Origin of the sequence: Palleniella muris (genome assembly GCF_004792655.1) — a bacterium.
In the GTDB taxonomy this organism is placed as follows: Bacteria; Bacteroidota; Bacteroidia; order Bacteroidales; family Bacteroidaceae; genus Prevotella; species Prevotella muris_A.
Window position 1 is genome coordinate 46,926 of the sequence record NZ_SRZC01000023.1, and the last position, 14,381, is coordinate 61,306.

The 14,381-nt window shown below is 44.2% G+C and carries 15 protein-coding genes; 8 read left to right on the top strand and 7 right to left on the bottom strand.

The features are described from left to right. Window positions 1–46 precede the first annotated feature (46 nt). From queF to E5358_RS12345, 5 genes are read right to left on the bottom strand one after another with little or no spacing between them, the layout of a single operon-like run. Window positions 47–520, bottom strand: coding sequence for a preQ(1) synthase (gene queF, locus E5358_RS12325; protein ID WP_135940478.1), 474 nt, complete (start codon window positions 518–520; stop codon window positions 47–49). Window positions 521–542: 22 nt separating this feature from the next. Next, window positions 543–872, bottom strand: a complete 330-nt coding sequence (locus E5358_RS12330; RefSeq protein ID WP_135940479.1) for a cupin domain-containing protein — start codon at window positions 870–872, stop codon at window positions 543–545. A 33-nt stretch (window positions 873–905) separates the two neighbouring features. Further along, window positions 906–1,640 carry a YczE/YyaS/YitT family protein gene (locus E5358_RS12335; RefSeq protein ID WP_135940480.1) on the bottom strand — a complete coding sequence of 245 codons (735 nt, stop codon included), beginning with the start codon at window positions 1,638–1,640 and terminating at the stop codon, window positions 906–908. Window positions 1,641–1,691: 51 nt separating this feature from the next. Further along, window positions 1,692–2,375, bottom strand: a complete 684-nt coding sequence (gene purN / locus E5358_RS12340; protein ID WP_135940481.1) for a phosphoribosylglycinamide formyltransferase — start codon at window positions 2,373–2,375, stop codon at window positions 1,692–1,694. Window positions 2,376–2,382: 7 nt separating this feature from the next. Further along, window positions 2,383–2,775: a SprT-like domain-containing protein gene (locus E5358_RS12345; protein WP_135940482.1), complete on the bottom strand. Its 393-nt coding sequence runs from the start codon at window positions 2,773–2,775 to the stop codon at window positions 2,383–2,385. A 189-nt stretch (window positions 2,776–2,964) separates the two neighbouring features. On the opposite strand from E5358_RS12345, the gene E5358_RS12350 reads away from it, so the two are divergent. Beyond that, complete coding sequence (locus E5358_RS12350) at window positions 2,965–3,522, top strand: sugar O-acetyltransferase (protein ID WP_422121084.1); 558 nt, start codon at window positions 2,965–2,967, stop codon at window positions 3,520–3,522. A gap of 286 nt (window positions 3,523–3,808) precedes the next feature. Here the strand turns inward: E5358_RS12350 and E5358_RS12355 are convergent, their stop codons facing one another. Further along, window positions 3,809–4,942, bottom strand: a complete 1,134-nt coding sequence (locus E5358_RS12355) for an SGNH/GDSL hydrolase family protein (protein ID WP_135940484.1) — start codon at window positions 4,940–4,942, stop codon at window positions 3,809–3,811. Between the two features lie 188 nt (window positions 4,943–5,130). On the opposite strand from E5358_RS12355, the gene E5358_RS12360 reads away from it, so the two are divergent. The 7 genes from E5358_RS12360 (at window position 5,131) to E5358_RS12390 (ending at window position 12,858) form a co-directional block, all read left to right on the top strand. Next, window positions 5,131–6,477, top strand: a complete 1,347-nt coding sequence (locus E5358_RS12360; RefSeq protein ID WP_135940485.1) for a nucleotide sugar dehydrogenase — start codon at window positions 5,131–5,133, stop codon at window positions 6,475–6,477. Between the two features lie 97 nt (window positions 6,478–6,574). After that, window positions 6,575–7,339 (top strand): 3-deoxy-manno-octulosonate cytidylyltransferase, encoded by a 765-nt coding sequence (gene kdsB, locus E5358_RS12365; protein ID WP_135940486.1) that lies wholly within the window; start codon window positions 6,575–6,577, stop codon window positions 7,337–7,339. 40 nt (window positions 7,340–7,379) lie between these two features. Beyond that, window positions 7,380–7,880, top strand: coding sequence for a C-GCAxxG-C-C family protein (locus E5358_RS12370; protein WP_168354664.1), 501 nt, complete (start codon window positions 7,380–7,382; stop codon window positions 7,878–7,880). Window positions 7,881–8,011: 131 nt separating this feature from the next. Then, window positions 8,012–9,082 carry an MORN repeat-containing protein gene (locus E5358_RS12375; protein WP_277821292.1) on the top strand — a complete coding sequence of 357 codons (1,071 nt, stop codon included), beginning with the start codon at window positions 8,012–8,014 and terminating at the stop codon, window positions 9,080–9,082. A 42-nt stretch (window positions 9,083–9,124) separates the two neighbouring features. Further along, window positions 9,125–9,568: a NanQ anomerase/TabA/YiaL family protein gene (locus E5358_RS12380; protein ID WP_135940487.1), complete on the top strand. Its 444-nt coding sequence runs from the start codon at window positions 9,125–9,127 to the stop codon at window positions 9,566–9,568. A gap of 42 nt (window positions 9,569–9,610) precedes the next feature. Next, on the top strand, window positions 9,611–11,683 hold the full coding sequence (locus tag E5358_RS12385) for an alpha amylase C-terminal domain-containing protein (protein WP_135940488.1): 2,073 nt from the start codon (window positions 9,611–9,613) through the stop codon (window positions 11,681–11,683). A 62-nt stretch (window positions 11,684–11,745) separates the two neighbouring features. Further along, the gene (locus tag E5358_RS12390) at window positions 11,746–12,858 is read left to right on the top strand and encodes a DUF6057 family protein (protein WP_135940489.1); all 1,113 of its coding nucleotides are present in this window, start codon (window positions 11,746–11,748) and stop codon (window positions 12,856–12,858) included. Between the two features lie 169 nt (window positions 12,859–13,027). Here E5358_RS12390 and E5358_RS12395 read toward each other — a convergent pair whose 3' ends face one another. After that, complete coding sequence (locus E5358_RS12395; protein ID WP_338400502.1) at window positions 13,028–13,990, bottom strand: leucine-rich repeat domain-containing protein; 963 nt, start codon at window positions 13,988–13,990, stop codon at window positions 13,028–13,030. Window positions 13,991–14,381: the final 391 nt, after the last annotated feature.

Below are 14,381 nucleotides of genomic sequence, written 5' to 3' on the forward strand. Positions count from 1 at the left end.
AAGATTGTATGTTTTCATCACAATTCTTTGTCAGCTGTTTCGTCTGTTATCCTTGTACAAGGCCATGGTTCATGAGCCGCTGCTCAGCAAGTTTTTCGTATTTTGTGCCCGGCTGTCCATAGTTTGCGAACGGATAGATGCTTATTCCTCCTCGTGGAGTGAAGATTCCTGTCACCTCAATGTACTTCGGGCTCATCAGACGGACAAGGTCTTTCATAATCTTGTTTATGCAGTCCTCATGGAAATCGCCATGATTGCGGAAACTGAACAGATACAGTTTCAGGCTTTTGCTCTCCACCATCTTCTTGTCCGGCAGGTACATTATCTTTATTTCGGCGAAGTCCGGCTGTCCTGTGATAGGGCACAGTGATGTGAATTCTGGGCAGTTGAATTGCACCCAATAGTCATTCTCCGGATGTTTGTTCTCGAAAGTCTCCAGAACTTCAGGAGCATAGTCGCTTCTGTATTCAGTCTTTTTGCCAAGCAGCATAAGCCCTTCGCTTTCTCTGTCGTAACTCATTTTGTTCTTTTGGTGTGTTGGTTTATTGGTTGGGGATAGCTGCATAGAAGATTAAATCCTCTTCGCCGGTGTTCACAAGACTGTGTGAATGACCTTTCGGACAATAGACGCACTGCCCCTCTTTGACAGGTGATGCGATGCCATCGTCGATTATTGTGCCTTCGCCTTTTATTACAAACAGTATTTCAGAGTTGGTGTCGTGCAGATGCTCTCCTATGCTTGCGCCCGGGCAGAGTGAGCCTTTGAAGATTCTGTTCGTACCGTCCCAGAACATTTTTGCGCTGAGTTCTTTCTCGCCGCCCTTGAAATTGCGGAACTCCTCAGCTTCCATTGTGTTGAAATCAATTACCATAATCTTGTGTTTTATATATTATCAGCTGTTCTCTTACCTATAAATGTGTCGTGCAAGTCCGTATATGTAACGTCGGAATCCCGGTCTGTATGCCAGAATCCTGTCAAACCATCCGATATGCTTCCCTACAATACGTACTATCATTCCCACATAGAACATTGCAAATAATGTTCCTGCTCCAATGATATGCCACATCCATTCGTTGAAAAATGCGAAACTGGCTATCACTCCAAGGGTTACAAGCGCTGTATCGACTATTATCTTTACTTTAGGGAAAGGTACTCCGGAGATTCTGCTTAAAGCCACAGGGAATCCCTCGCCGGGCATGGTGACACTGCCGCATCTGACCTCAAATGCTATGCCGAAACCAAGAATGGTGCATCCTGCAAGCTGGGCTACAGCTTTCTGCCATATATCCGCAGGAGCAAGCCAGACTGTGTAGGACATGTTTATGTCAATGAGAACCCCGAAAACTGTCCCTATCACAAGTTGGAAGAGCTGTACCAACTCAAATTTACGCCGTAAAACCATTATCTGCCCTAAGACAAGAATGCCGTTCATGACATACGTGTATTGACCTATTGTCAATGAGGGGACATTATGGAAAGTCTTGCCTGCACTTTCAAATACATAAGGAAGTACACTGATTACGCTTGACCCGGCACCTGAACGGACGCATACGGCTACACCAAAGGTCATGATGTAAAGGGATACAAGTAGTAGAAAATGTTGCCAAAGAAAAGAAATCAGTCTGTCTTTAACGTTCATGGATTTATGTGTTTATGTTCAATATATTTTTGTGGAAGAAGAACTATTAGGTCAGTGACCTCTGACAAACTGACCTTCCGGCATTTCCGGAAAGCACCGCTCTTCGTCGAATTCCTCTTCCTGTATCACTGCCTGCTCCCTGCAGTAACGCTCATATTCCGTCATATCCGACTCTGAGAACAGTTTACCAAGTACTCGTGGGAAATGCTCTTTTTCAAGGTCATGGACTTTCTTCTCAATGTCCTCCACGCTGTCATTCTCGTCTATTGCGACACGGAATTGAGCGATATGTCCGCCCTTGTCTATTTCCGAACTGACATAATGGATAGTGATTCCCGTCTCAGCCTCTTTGGCTTCTTTCACCGCTTCATGTACATGATGTCCCCACATCCCCTTTCCGCCGAACTTCGGCAGCAGTGAAGGGTGGATGTTTATGATTCTGTTCGGGAACCGTTCTATAAGATAATCAGGTATCCTTAACAGGAATCCGGCGAGTACAATATATTCGCATTCCGCCACGGTTTGCAGGACAAGAGCCTGCTCGTTCTCGAATTGCTGCTTTGTGATTACAGCAGACGGCACGCCGTATCTCTCCGCACGTTGCAGGACAAATGCGCTCTTGCTGCTACTGACTACGAGTGCAACCTCCGCACCTCCATTGTTTCTGAAATATTGTATTATGTTTTCACAGTTTGTGCCGTTGCCACTTGCGAAAACAGCTATCTTCTTTGTCATGGCACTGTTATTGTGTTGCTGTTGTAAGTTCCTTTTGCTTGCGCGAGATAGATATGTTTCTGCCATATCTGATGTTTGTGTCCTTCATCATCTGTCTGAACAACGGGCCGTGTGCGCTTTTGTCCTTCAGTCTGTTGACGAATATATAATAATGTATCATCTCATGGATAATGATGTCCTCAAGCTCATTTTCCGGCAAATCGAAATGAGTGCTTACACGGAGTCGGAAATCCGAATATACGGTTCTGCCATACCATGTCCGCCTGCGTTTGAATGCAAGCTGACCGAGTGATGTCTTTGCCTTGCTTAGTTTAATCGGCAGTTCCGGCAGTTTCCCGTCAAATATCAATTCGTTGTATTCCTGAAACTTGTTTTCTATATATGGGATTGTTGCTATCATCCTTTGCTTTTATCCTGTAAATCTCCTTTGGAAAAATTATGGCAGGTATGTTGAAATATAAATGCAAAAATACAAAATAATCCTCAAATAATGAAATTATTTCTTATAATTCGGTGTTTTCTTTTGAAAAATCCATGGTAATTTATATCTTTGCGGTATAGAAACAAAACAAAGTATAGTATGGAAAATATGACAGAACGTGAGAAAATGAATGCAGGAATGCTCTATGATGCTAATTTCGATTCCGAGCTTGTCAAGATGCGTATGGAGGCGAAAGAGTTGTGTTATGACTATAACCACACCCGCCCGTCAGAGGAGGAGGGGCGGACAGCCATACTGAAAAAGCTGTTTAAGAGCACCGGCGAGCATCTGCTGATAGAGCAACCGTTTGTCTGTGACTATGGATGTAATATCAGTGTCGGTGAGGGTTTCTTTGCAAACTATAATCTTGTCATTCTTGACCCAGCACCGGTCACTTTCGGTGACAACTGTTTCATTGCCCCCAATTGCTGCTTTACTACGGCTGCTCATCCTTTGGATGTGGAACGGAGAAATGTCGGTCTTGAAACATGCAAGCCTATCCATGTCGGCAATAATGTTTGGATAGGTGCCAATGTGGTTGTCCTGCCGGGGGTGACAATAGGCGACGGTGCTGTCATAGGAGCAGGAAGTGTTGTTACACGAGACATTCCTGCCGGCGCTGTGGCATACGGAAATCCATGCCGGCCACACCGGAAGGCTGAATGAACAATAACAGTACGGGGGCTTTCTGATAAGGTTTTGCTTCACTTCCTATAAGATTTTGTTGTATGGGGTAAAGTGTTGAATTTCAGACAGTAACCCTTCGTGTATTAAAAGGTAACCCTTTGCACAATAAAAGGTAACCCTTTACACTGCAAAAGATAACCTTTTGTTATGCAAAGGGTTACACTTTGTATTTCGCTTGTTGGCAGTTTGTTTTTTAGCTTATGGAACCATGTTGCATAGTCATGTCGGAAGAGAAGGAGGGAGGTTACCCTGCGGTGTTGAAATGTTACCTTAACAACTCTTCCATAACTGCGTCTGCCATAGCACTGTATGCCTTTTCACTTGGATGAAGATGGTCGCCGGAGTCATAACCGATGTTGAATGCTTCAGTCTTTTCGGGATTGCGGACAGCTTTGTCGAAATCTATGCAACCGTCAAACAACGTTGATGTGCGCAGCCACTCATTGAATTCGCACCGCATAGCTTCACGTTCGGCGTTGTATGTGCGCCATCCGAATATCGGGAGCAATGTTCCGCTCCATACTTTCAGCCCAAGTTTTTTGGCGTGACGGATATAGAGATTCTCCATTCCTTGCTTCAGTTCGTCGACAGTAGGCATATCGCTCCAAGGTCGGAAGATGTTGACATCGGAGCCGACCGGATGGATAATGTCATTGATACCGTGCTGAATGATGACGTCTCGGGCACCGGCGACATTGAGTTCGATAGGGAATCGTGTCTCTCCTTTCAGCCCGTATGCCTGGTAAGTGATGCAGTCATATTGGCGCAAGATGCGTGTTCCGCTTACGGCGCGCCTTATGACGGCAACATTCCTGAAGCCTTTGTCCCAAGCTCGCATGGCAAGATAGTCAGGCCAGCTTTGTGCCGTGATAGAGTCTCCATAGCACACCAAGGCGTGGTTCTTCTCCTCTGTCAGGATGTCTATGGTGTTCAGGAAATAAAACCAGTTGGTGTTCCGTGACAAATCCGTCGGGAACTCTTCTTCGTCGATGAAGTTCCCGTATGCATATTTCCCCTTTGAAAGCGGTCCGGTAATCAGTGTGCCGGCATTCATCTGTGTGTATTCGGCGAGATAAATGCTTACGTCCACAGTGTCTCCTGCTGTTACATCAAACGCAATCTCATCGCTTGTGACCTCCTTTCCCGGTTCAATGATGACGCTTTCTTCTGTTCGGAATGTGATTGCTGTATGGTTGATTTTTGCCGCTGATATTGTGATTGGTTCTGTTCCTGTGAGGTTTGAAAATCGGAATCTCAGTTTGCTGCCTGAGAAGACAATCCGTATAGGGTACCGTAAGGTGATGTCCTTTGCATAGACGCACTCTTTTCTGTCAGTGATAGATGTGGCATTGCCCCAGCAGGCAACCCATTTTGTGAAGTTATTTGAAGGTTGTGGCATGGTATTATTAAAAATATTTTTTACAAAACTATTAATAATTTCTGAAATAAGAGACAAATATCAAATATTTTTTTTATCTTTGCACAAAATACATTGCGGTTTGATGCGGAATCCGCCTGATAGGGGAGTTGCCCAATAGCATGGTTTTCAGAGTTGATTCTCCATGCCGCATCTATAAATGTAAGATTATGCGTGATTTCAAAGACATAAAGATAGCGGTAGCCGGTACCGGATACGTCGGTCTGAGTATAGCCACTCTTCTTGCTCAGCACCACGATGTTGTGGCTGTTGATGTGATAAAGGAGAAGGTAGACCTTATTAACCAGAAGAAAAGTCCTATAAAGGATGAGTATATAGAAAAATATCTTGCAGAGAAGAATCTGCGTCTCAAAGCGACGCTTGACGGCAAGAGTGCTTATGCTGACGCTGACTTTGTGGTCATTGCTGCGCCTACCAATTACGACCCGGTGAAGAACTATTTCGACACTTCACATGTTGAAGAGGTCATAGACCTTGTACTGGAGGTTAATCCCGAAGCGGTAATGGTGATAAAGTCAACAATACCAGTTGGCTATACACGCTCGCTTTATGTTAAATATGCAAAGAGGTTTAAGGCGGAGAACCGTCCTGTAGACTATAAGCTTAAGTTGCTTTTCTCTCCGGAGTTCCTGCGTGAATCGAAGGCGTTATACGATAATTTGTACCCTTCGCGAATCATTGTGGGCTATCCGAAGATGATAAAGGAGTCTGGCGAGGAGAACGATGCCATTGTGGCTGTCGGTAGCAACCATGCCGGGACTTATGCTGAGACTTTTGCAAGGCTGTTGCAGGAAGGCGCGGAAAAGAAGGACATTGCGACACTGTTCATGGGCTTGAAAGAAGCGGAGGCTGTAAAGTTGTTTGCAAACACATATCTTGCGTTGCGTGTCTCTTATTTTAATGAGCTTGACACTTATGCTGAAGTGAAAGGATTGGACACACAGGCGATTATCGACGGGGTAGGCCTTGACCCTCGCATAGGTACGCATTACAACAATCCTTCGTTCGGTTATGGTGGCTATTGCCTGCCAAAGGATACAAAACAGTTGCTTGCAAACTATCAGGATGTGCCTCAGCAGATGATGACAGCCATAGTGGAGAGCAACCGCACCCGTAAGGATTACATCGCGGATGCTGTGCTGCAAAAGGCAGGATGGTACGGCTATTCCCACAACAATCAGTTTGACTCTAACGATGCAGCCTTTCAGGAAGCTCCGACGATAGGTGTCTATCGCCTTACAATGAAGAGCAATTCGGACAATTTCCGTCAAAGTGCCATTCAGGGTATCATGAAGCGCATAAAGGCAAAGGGTGCTCATGTAATCATTTACGAACAGACTTTGGAGGACGGTTCGCTGTTCTTCGGCAGCAGGGTTGTGAATGACCTTGACAAGTTCAAGGCTATGTCACAAGTGATTATAGCAAACCGTTATGACTCTGTTCTTGATGATGTGCGGGAGAAGGTCTATACTCGTGATATTTTCTTACGTGATTGATTGCACTTTGCCGTTTCATAAAAGCGACAGGCAAATATAGTAACATTAGCAAAGAGGATGACTGTTTATATATGTGACGGTCGTTGAAAACAAACTTATGAAATTCATTTCGGTAATCCCGGCACGATATGCGTCAACAAGATTCCCCGGCAAGCCTTTGGCAATGCTTGGAGGGAAAACTGTCATAGAGCGTGTTTACACGCAGACAAAGAAAGTCATAGACGATGTTTTCGTTGCCACAGATGATGAGCGTATACGGCAGGCTGTCATGCAGTTTGGCGGTGATGTTGTGATGACAAGGTCTGATCATAAGAGTGGTACGGACAGAATAGAAGAGGCTGTGGAGATACTTGAATCACGTCTTTTGCTTTCTCCTTCGGATGTTGTGATAAATGTCCAAGGTGATGAACCTTTCATACAGCCTTCACAGATCGAGGCTGTGATGAAATGCTTTGAGGACAACAATACACAGATAGCTACCCTCGGCAAGCCTTTTGGAAACGACATTACTGCTGTTGAGAACCCTAATTCTCCGAAGATAGCAGTGTCCCGGCAAGGTTATGCGTTGTATTTCTCACGTTCTGTAATACCTTTCTGCAGAGGAAAGGAAAGGAAGGAATGGGCGGATTCGTTCCCTTATCTGAAACATATAGGACTGTATGCTTACAGAAGAGCTGTACTTGGTGAAGTGACACGCTTGCCACAGTCTCCTCTTGAAATAGCTGAAAGTCTTGAACAGCTCCGTTGGTTGGAGAACGGTTACAAGATAAAGGTGGGATTGACTGATGTCGAGACTATCGGTATTGATACACCGGACGATTTGGCGAATGCAGAGAAATTCCTTGCAAAAATGAGTTGGTGATAATGCCGGTGGATGATGACAATGTTCAGAAAATGTGCTTATGAATTGGCAAGAAGAAACAGAAAGAATGGTTGAGCGTGGAGTCGGTTATTTCAAGCAAGGTTATAACTGCTCCCAAAGTGTTGCAATGGCATTTGCTGAATGGTACGATGTGCCATTGCCGCTTATGACACGTATGTCAGCAAGCTACGGAGGAGGTATAGGGCGTATGCGCGAAACCTGTGGCTCTGCTCTTGGCATGTTTATGCTTGCCGGACTTGAGATTGCCAGTGTTGAGGCTAATCAGGAGGTGAAGAAAAGGAATTATGAAGCAGTACAGAAGCTCGCTGCTGACTTTAAGGCACATACAGGAAGCATTTGTTGCAAAGAACTGCTTGGATTGAATAAAAAGCGTGCCGACGGAACGATTCCTGACATAGTGATCACTGCCACTCCGGAGGCAAGGACGGATGAATACTACAAAAAGCGTCCATGTGTGAGAATGGTGGAAACAGCGATAAGGATTTATATGCATTTCTTGGAAGAACGTGCAGAAAAGTGAAAAAACTTGAAATAATGTGCCTTTATGTATGCTTTTAAGTAAAAATTAGGTATCTTTGTAAAGCTAAAGAATTGTCAAACTAATGAATTATAATTGTGACTAATAGAATATATAAAATACTCTTGTCATTTGTGACAGGTGCATTTCTTTTTTGCGGAACGGCTCTTGCCCAAAAAATAACTCTTGGCTCCTACACCTTAAAGGACGGTGGACTTTATAAAGGAGAGATGGTGTCCGGCAAAGCTACGGGCAAGGGCGTTGCCACATACAAGAATGGTGACATGTACGAGGGAAGCTATGCAAAAGGAAAGCGCCAGGGATATGGTGTCTACTCGTTCTCCGATGGCGAGAAATACGAGGGACAATGGTTTCAAGACCAGCAGCATGGCAAAGGAGTGTTCTATTTTTCCAATAATAATAAATATGACGGACTTTGGTTCCGTGACTACCAGCAGGGGCATGGTGTGATGTACTATTACAATGGTGACATCTATGACGGCAACTGGCTTCAGGACAAGCGTTCCGGCAAAGGTCGTTATACGTTCGCGTCAGGTGCGTATTATGATGGCGAATGGCAGAATGACATGAAGAACGGCAAAGGTAAATACGATTGGGGAGACGGTTCCGTGTATGACGGTCAGTGGCTCAACAATCAGCGTTCAGGCAAAGGCATATATCGGTATGCCGACGGAGATGTCTATAACGGAATGTGGCAGAATGACATCCAGCATGGCAAAGGCATTTACCGTTATGCCAACAAAGATGTGTACGAAGGCAATTATGTTCAGGGTGAACGAGATGGCGAGGGCATCTTCCGTTATGCCAACGGTGATGTGTACACTGGGCATTTCAAGGCAGGCGAGAAGGACGGGCAAGGTACTCTCGTATGGAGAAACGGAGACTCTTATACCGGACAATGGAAGGGTGACAAATATGATGGCAGAGGTACTTTAAGGAAAAAGACCGGTGACACATTTGACGGCTATTTCAAGAATGGCAAGATGAATGGCGAGATGATTATACATTTTGCGGACGGCAGCAAGTTCAAAGGAACATATAAAGACGGCTATCCTCATGGCAAGGCTATCGAAGAAGACAAGGACGGAAACCGTTTCGAAGGTTCTTATCGCAATGGAGAGCGTGACGGAGTTTATGTCATGAAAGACCGCAATGGACGTGTCACCAAGAAAGGAAATTATTGATAGAATAGAAAATATAATTGTAATTCATAAAATCGAATCATTATGGTAATTGACAAAATTGAGAATCTTCAGCATTATGCATCGCTGAACCCTTATTTCCCACAGATTATTGAGTTCATCAAAAACACAGACCTCAATAAGTTGGAGAACGGAAAACATGAAATCGACGGAAAGAATTGTTTCGTCAACATCATGGACACCGCAGGCAAGACAAAGGAAGAGGCTGTAATGGAGACACACAAAAATATGCTTGACATCCAGATTCCGTTGAATAATGACGAGATTTACGGATACACTCCAACAGAACTCCTCCCAGAGTGTGAGTATAACGCAGAGAAGGATGCAACAAAATATCCCGGTGTAATGGCAGAAGGATTCTGCACATGCCATCCAGGAATGATGGCTATTTTCTGGCCACAGGACGGACACCAGCCTTGCATAGGCACAGGAACAATCCACAAGGCAGTCTTCAAAGTGAAGTGCTGATTGTGTTCCTGTCATAGACCTTAACAAACAAATGAAAACACTATGACTTGCGCAAAGAAGACAGCCACAAAGAAAGCTGTCACCCCTAAATCCCCAAAGAAACCGCAACATATCGGTTTGGTAAAGAATGACCCATGGCTTGAGCCTTATGAAACTGCAATCCGTGGACGTCATGACCATGCAGAATGGATGATAAATGAGCTTACAAATGGTGGAAAGAAAACACTTTCCGATTTTGCAAGCGGATACTTGTATTTCGGACTTCATCGTGACGCGAAAGGTGGCTGGGTGTTCCGTGAATGGGCTCCTAATGCCACAGAGATTTATCTGATAGGTGATTTTAACGGCTGGAAAGAGCAGAAGAAATATGCCTGCAAGAGAATCAAAGGCACCGGCAATTGGGAACTGAAACTTCCGGCAACTGCAATGAAGCATGGCGACTTGTACAAACTGAAAGTCAAGTGGGAAGGTGGTGAAGGTGAGCGTATTCCTGCTTGGGTTCGTCGTGTGGTTCAGGATGAGGAGACAAAGATATTCTCCGCTCAGGTTTGGGCTCCTGCTGCAGAGTACAAGTGGAAAAAGAAGAGTTTCAAAGCCAAGAAAGACCCTCTGTTCATCTATGAATGCCATATCGGTATGGGGCAGGATGAGGAGAAGGTCGGAACTTATGCAGAATTCAAGGAGAAGGTTCTGCCACGTGTTATTAAAGGTGGGTACAACTGTATCCAGATTATGGCAATTCAGGAGCATCCTTACTATGGCTCATTCGGCTACCATGTCTCAAACTTTTTTGCATCTTCAAGTCGTTTCGGAACTCCGGAAGAGCTTAAAGACCTCATAGACACTGCACATCAGAAGGGCATTGCCGTCATAATGGATCTTGTTCATTCTCATGCGGTGAAGAATGAGGTGGAAGGTCTTGGCAATTTCTGTGGTGATCCTAATCAGTATTTCTATCCCGGTGACCGCCGTGAGCATAACCAGTGGGACTCTTTGTGCTTTGACTATGGTAAAGGAGAAGTGATGCACTTCCTTCTCTCAAACTGCAAGTATTGGCTTGATGAATTCCATTTCGACGGTTTCCGCTTTGACGGTGTGACTTCCATGCTTTACTATAATCACGGTCTTGGTGTGGATTTCGGCGGCTATGGCGATTATTTCAATGGCGGACAGGACGATAACGCTATCTGTTATCTGGCCTTGGCAAACAAACTCATACATGAGGTGAACAAGAATGCCATTACCATTGCCGAAGAAATGTCCGGAATGCCGGGATTGGCAGCGAAGTTTGATGACGGAGGACTCGGCTTCGACTATCGTCTCGCTATGGGCATCCCTGATTATTGGATTAAGATGATTAAGGAGAAGCGTGATGAAGATTGGGGCGTGTTTGACATCTTCTGGAAGATGACAGACCGTCGCTCCGATGAGAAAACAATCTCTTACGCAGAGTCTCACGACCAAGCTCTTGTCGGTGACAAAACAATCATTTTCCGCCTGATTGACAGTGATATGTACTGGCATTTCAAGAAAGGGGATGAGAATGATGTCGCTACACGTGGCATAGCATTGCACAAAATGATTCGCCTTGTTACCGCATCGACAATCAACGGCGGCTATCTGAACTTCATGGGCAATGAATGGGGACATCCTGAATGGATTGATTTCCCAAGAGAAGGCAATGGGTGGAGCTACAAATATGCACGCCGCCAATGGAATCTGGTTGACGATAAAGAGCTGTGCTATCATTGGCTTGGAGACTTTGATGCCAAAATGCTGGAAGTCCTGAAGCTGGAGAAATCCTTCAACAAGACTCCTGTACAGGAAATATGGCACAATGACGGTGACCAAGTGATAGCCTTCTCCCGTGGCGAACTGATTTTTGTGTTCAATTTCAATCCTACAAAGTCTTTTACAGACTATGGATTCCTCGTGCCGACAGGCGCATACTCAGTCGTGTTGAATACGGATAACCCTGATTTCGGCGGCTTTGGCAGTTGCGATGATACTGTTACCCACATCACAACCTATGACCAGATGTATGTGGAGGAACATAAGGAATGGCTGAAGTTGTACATCCCTGCCCGTTCTGCTATGGTACTGAAAAAGAATTAATTCATATTGTGCAGCTTTGGCTGTGTGATGAAGAATGACAATGTTGCTTTTAGAAATATCAAATGGCTAAAAATAGAAAAGATAGCACCACAGCGATAAAGGCTGTGTGTGCTATCGTTTTTATACTGTTTTCTTTCTCTTACATATATTTTTACCAGACACCCACACTGACTTACGAGCAGCATATCCTGTCTGGTGGAGTTACTGTGTACCATCCCTTCATCAGTGCTGTGATAATAGCAGTGGTAGGGATGATAGTGCAATTCTTCATAAACAACATCTGCAGACTCACAAGCGGATGCCACGCATTGACCTTCTTCCCGTCAATGGCATTACTCGCTTTTCTGGCTTGTGGAGAAAATGATGGCAAGGGAGGGCTTGTTGCCGGGAATTCTATATGGATAATAGCCGGTTCTCTTTTAATCTATTTTGCGGTGATGTTTGCCGGCCGGAAAATGTCACCTCCTGCCAAATTGCCAAAAGAGCCGTTCCTATTGTCAAAGGAACTCACGCTGAATCTGTGCGTTATGGCACTCATGATGCTTTTTGTCATCAGAAACTCTAATAACGACAGTCTCCTGCATCGGCAAGTTGTAGCAGAAAAACAGCTCGTTGCACAAGATTATGAAAGCCTTGCCAAAGAGGGACAGAACAGGGAGGGATATAGCTATCCTGAAACAAATCCCACACTGACACTTCTGCGCTATATAGCATTGGACAAACGAGGGGAGCTGGCGGAAAAACTCTTCACGCAGCCGGTCATAGGTTCTACTGCGTCATTGTGCCGCCTGGAAGGCATAGCTCCACTGGTAATCAGGAAGAAGATGCTATCTCGATACAAAGGTTTTGATTATCATCTTTGCGCCTTCCTCTGCGATAAGGACTTGGATTCTTTTGCACGTCTCTTGACCGATAGCATCGATATGTCAAAATCCGGTATCTGCGATTCCCTGCCTATCCATTACCGTGAAGCCCTTGTGCTGTACAGGCATCAGCGTTCCAACCCTGTTGCTGTGTACAATGATAGCATAGTTGAAGCTGATTACAATGATTTGCAGCAGATGATGCGTTCCGCCAAGACAGAAAACCTGCGTCGTGACAATCTGCGCCGGAACTATCAGACAACATATTGGAATTATTACTATGCGATGCAGAATCAGCAGAAAAGCAAATGATGTGTGGTGGTAGTGCCAATGCCGCTATTTGCAGCAAATTACGTTAGAGTAGGGGATATTATATAAAAATATCTCAGTAGAAGATTTTATTTTTGTTTATAAATAAAAGGATGGCAGTCAGACCAGTTAAGTGTCCGACTGCCATTCGTGATTAATTCCCTCAATACGTTTACTTTACCATAACCTTCTTACCGTTGATGATGTAGAGACTGGTAGGAAGGGAACTTAACTCTGCCTTGTCGTTCGTCACTTTGATGAGTGAACCTTGCAGGCTGTACACCTTATACGTGTCGCTTTGAGGAATCTCCGCAGGCACTTTGTCTATTGCTGTGGTAAAATCATAATCCTCCATGAAGAAGAACTCCTTCCACTGCTCCGCTGCCTGATAGTTCGCCTTTGCAGAGCCCTTGACATACAGCGTGCATTCCCACTTGTTGATGTCGTCCAATGCCTGTGTGCCGAAGGTAGGAGGAGTTGTCGGCTCAGCATAGAGCTTTGTCATTGCGGTACAGTCGGAGAAAGCTTCATTGCCGATAGTCTCCATACTTGCGCCGAAAGAGAAAGTCGCCAGCGATGAACATCCGCTGAAAGCATAATCGCCAATCTTCTTCACGCCATCGCCCAAAGATACCTCCTTGAGGTTGGTGTAACCGTAGAACTCATTGGTGAACACCTCTGTCGGAATATCTGTGAATTTCACTTTCTCAAGACTTGCATTGCGGTAGAATGGAGAATAGCCATAATACTCTGTTGTGCCATACACAAGGTTGCGACCGATATACACTTCCTTCAAAGGGCACTCATGGAACATTCCACGATCTGAATTATAGCCATTTCTTCCTAATTTCAGTTCAGTGTCACCATCTGATGCGATGAACTTATTAAGTGATTGGCAATTTGCAAAAGCACCATCCATAATTTCGTCCACTGCCTTTGGTATTGTGATGGTCTTCAGTCCAGAGGAACGAAATGCATCTTGCCCGATTGTTTTCAGTCCTTCAGGCAGTTGTATCTCTGCAAGAGATTTGCAGTTCCTAAAAGTACCTGTTTCTATAGACGTAATTCCGTTTGGAATATTGATATTGCTTAACGAACTGCAATCTGAAAATGCACTGTACCCTATACTTTTTATTCCCTGTCCTAATTAAGTGCTCACCATTTCACTATTACCGGAAAAAGCATAGTTTCTTATATCTGTAACAGTATTTCCAATTTTTTTTTGAAAGTTACGTATACTAACACTTGTACATGTGGTTGGAACAAGTTCATTTTTTCTGTCAATTCACTAATGTAAAGGGAATCAAAGTTATTTACAAACTCTGAAAAATCATCAAGTTCTGTATAGCCTTTACAGTATTTATCTTTGCCTAAATTTTAATCTAACAGCATTCAATTGCCATATTAATATTTTTTAAAATTAATAGATAATTGTTCTCTAAAACCTTATGAATCTTTAAATCTTGTTATAGAACTTGTTCAAACTAATTTATATTCGTTAATTATTCGCTAAAATACAAAAAATA

Excerpts from the sequence above, each read along its gene's own strand:
- E5358_RS12330 (WP_135940479.1), bottom strand. The coding sequence starts at position 872 with ATGGTAATTGATTTCAACACAATGGAAGCTGAGGAGTTCCGCAATTTC.
- E5358_RS12350 (WP_422121084.1), top strand. The coding sequence starts at position 2,965 with ATGACAGAACGTGAGAAAATGAATGCAGGAATGCTCTATGATGCTAAT.
- E5358_RS12360 (WP_135940485.1), top strand. The coding sequence starts at position 5,131 with ATGCGTGATTTCAAAGACATAAAGATAGCGGTAGCCGGTACCGGATAC.
- E5358_RS12335 (WP_135940480.1), bottom strand. The coding sequence starts at position 1,640 with ATGAACGTTAAAGACAGACTGATTTCTTTTCTTTGGCAACATTTTCTA.
- kdsB (WP_135940486.1), top strand. The coding sequence starts at position 6,575 with ATGAAATTCATTTCGGTAATCCCGGCACGATATGCGTCAACAAGATTC.
- E5358_RS12370 (WP_168354664.1), top strand. The coding sequence starts at position 7,380 with ATGAATTGGCAAGAAGAAACAGAAAGAATGGTTGAGCGTGGAGTCGGT.
- E5358_RS12380 (WP_135940487.1), top strand. The coding sequence starts at position 9,125 with ATGGTAATTGACAAAATTGAGAATCTTCAGCATTATGCATCGCTGAAC.
- E5358_RS12390 (WP_135940489.1), top strand. The coding sequence starts at position 11,746 with ATGGCTAAAAATAGAAAAGATAGCACCACAGCGATAAAGGCTGTGTGT.
- E5358_RS12355 (WP_135940484.1), bottom strand. The coding sequence starts at position 4,942 with ATGCCACAACCTTCAAATAACTTCACAAAATGGGTTGCCTGCTGGGGC.
- E5358_RS12345 (WP_135940482.1), bottom strand. The coding sequence starts at position 2,775 with ATGATAGCAACAATCCCATATATAGAAAACAAGTTTCAGGAATACAAC.
- E5358_RS12385 (WP_135940488.1), top strand. The coding sequence starts at position 9,611 with ATGACTTGCGCAAAGAAGACAGCCACAAAGAAAGCTGTCACCCCTAAA.
- queF (WP_135940478.1), bottom strand. The coding sequence starts at position 520 with ATGAGTTACGACAGAGAAAGCGAAGGGCTTATGCTGCTTGGCAAAAAG.
- purN (WP_135940481.1), bottom strand. The coding sequence starts at position 2,375 with ATGACAAAGAAGATAGCTGTTTTCGCAAGTGGCAACGGCACAAACTGT.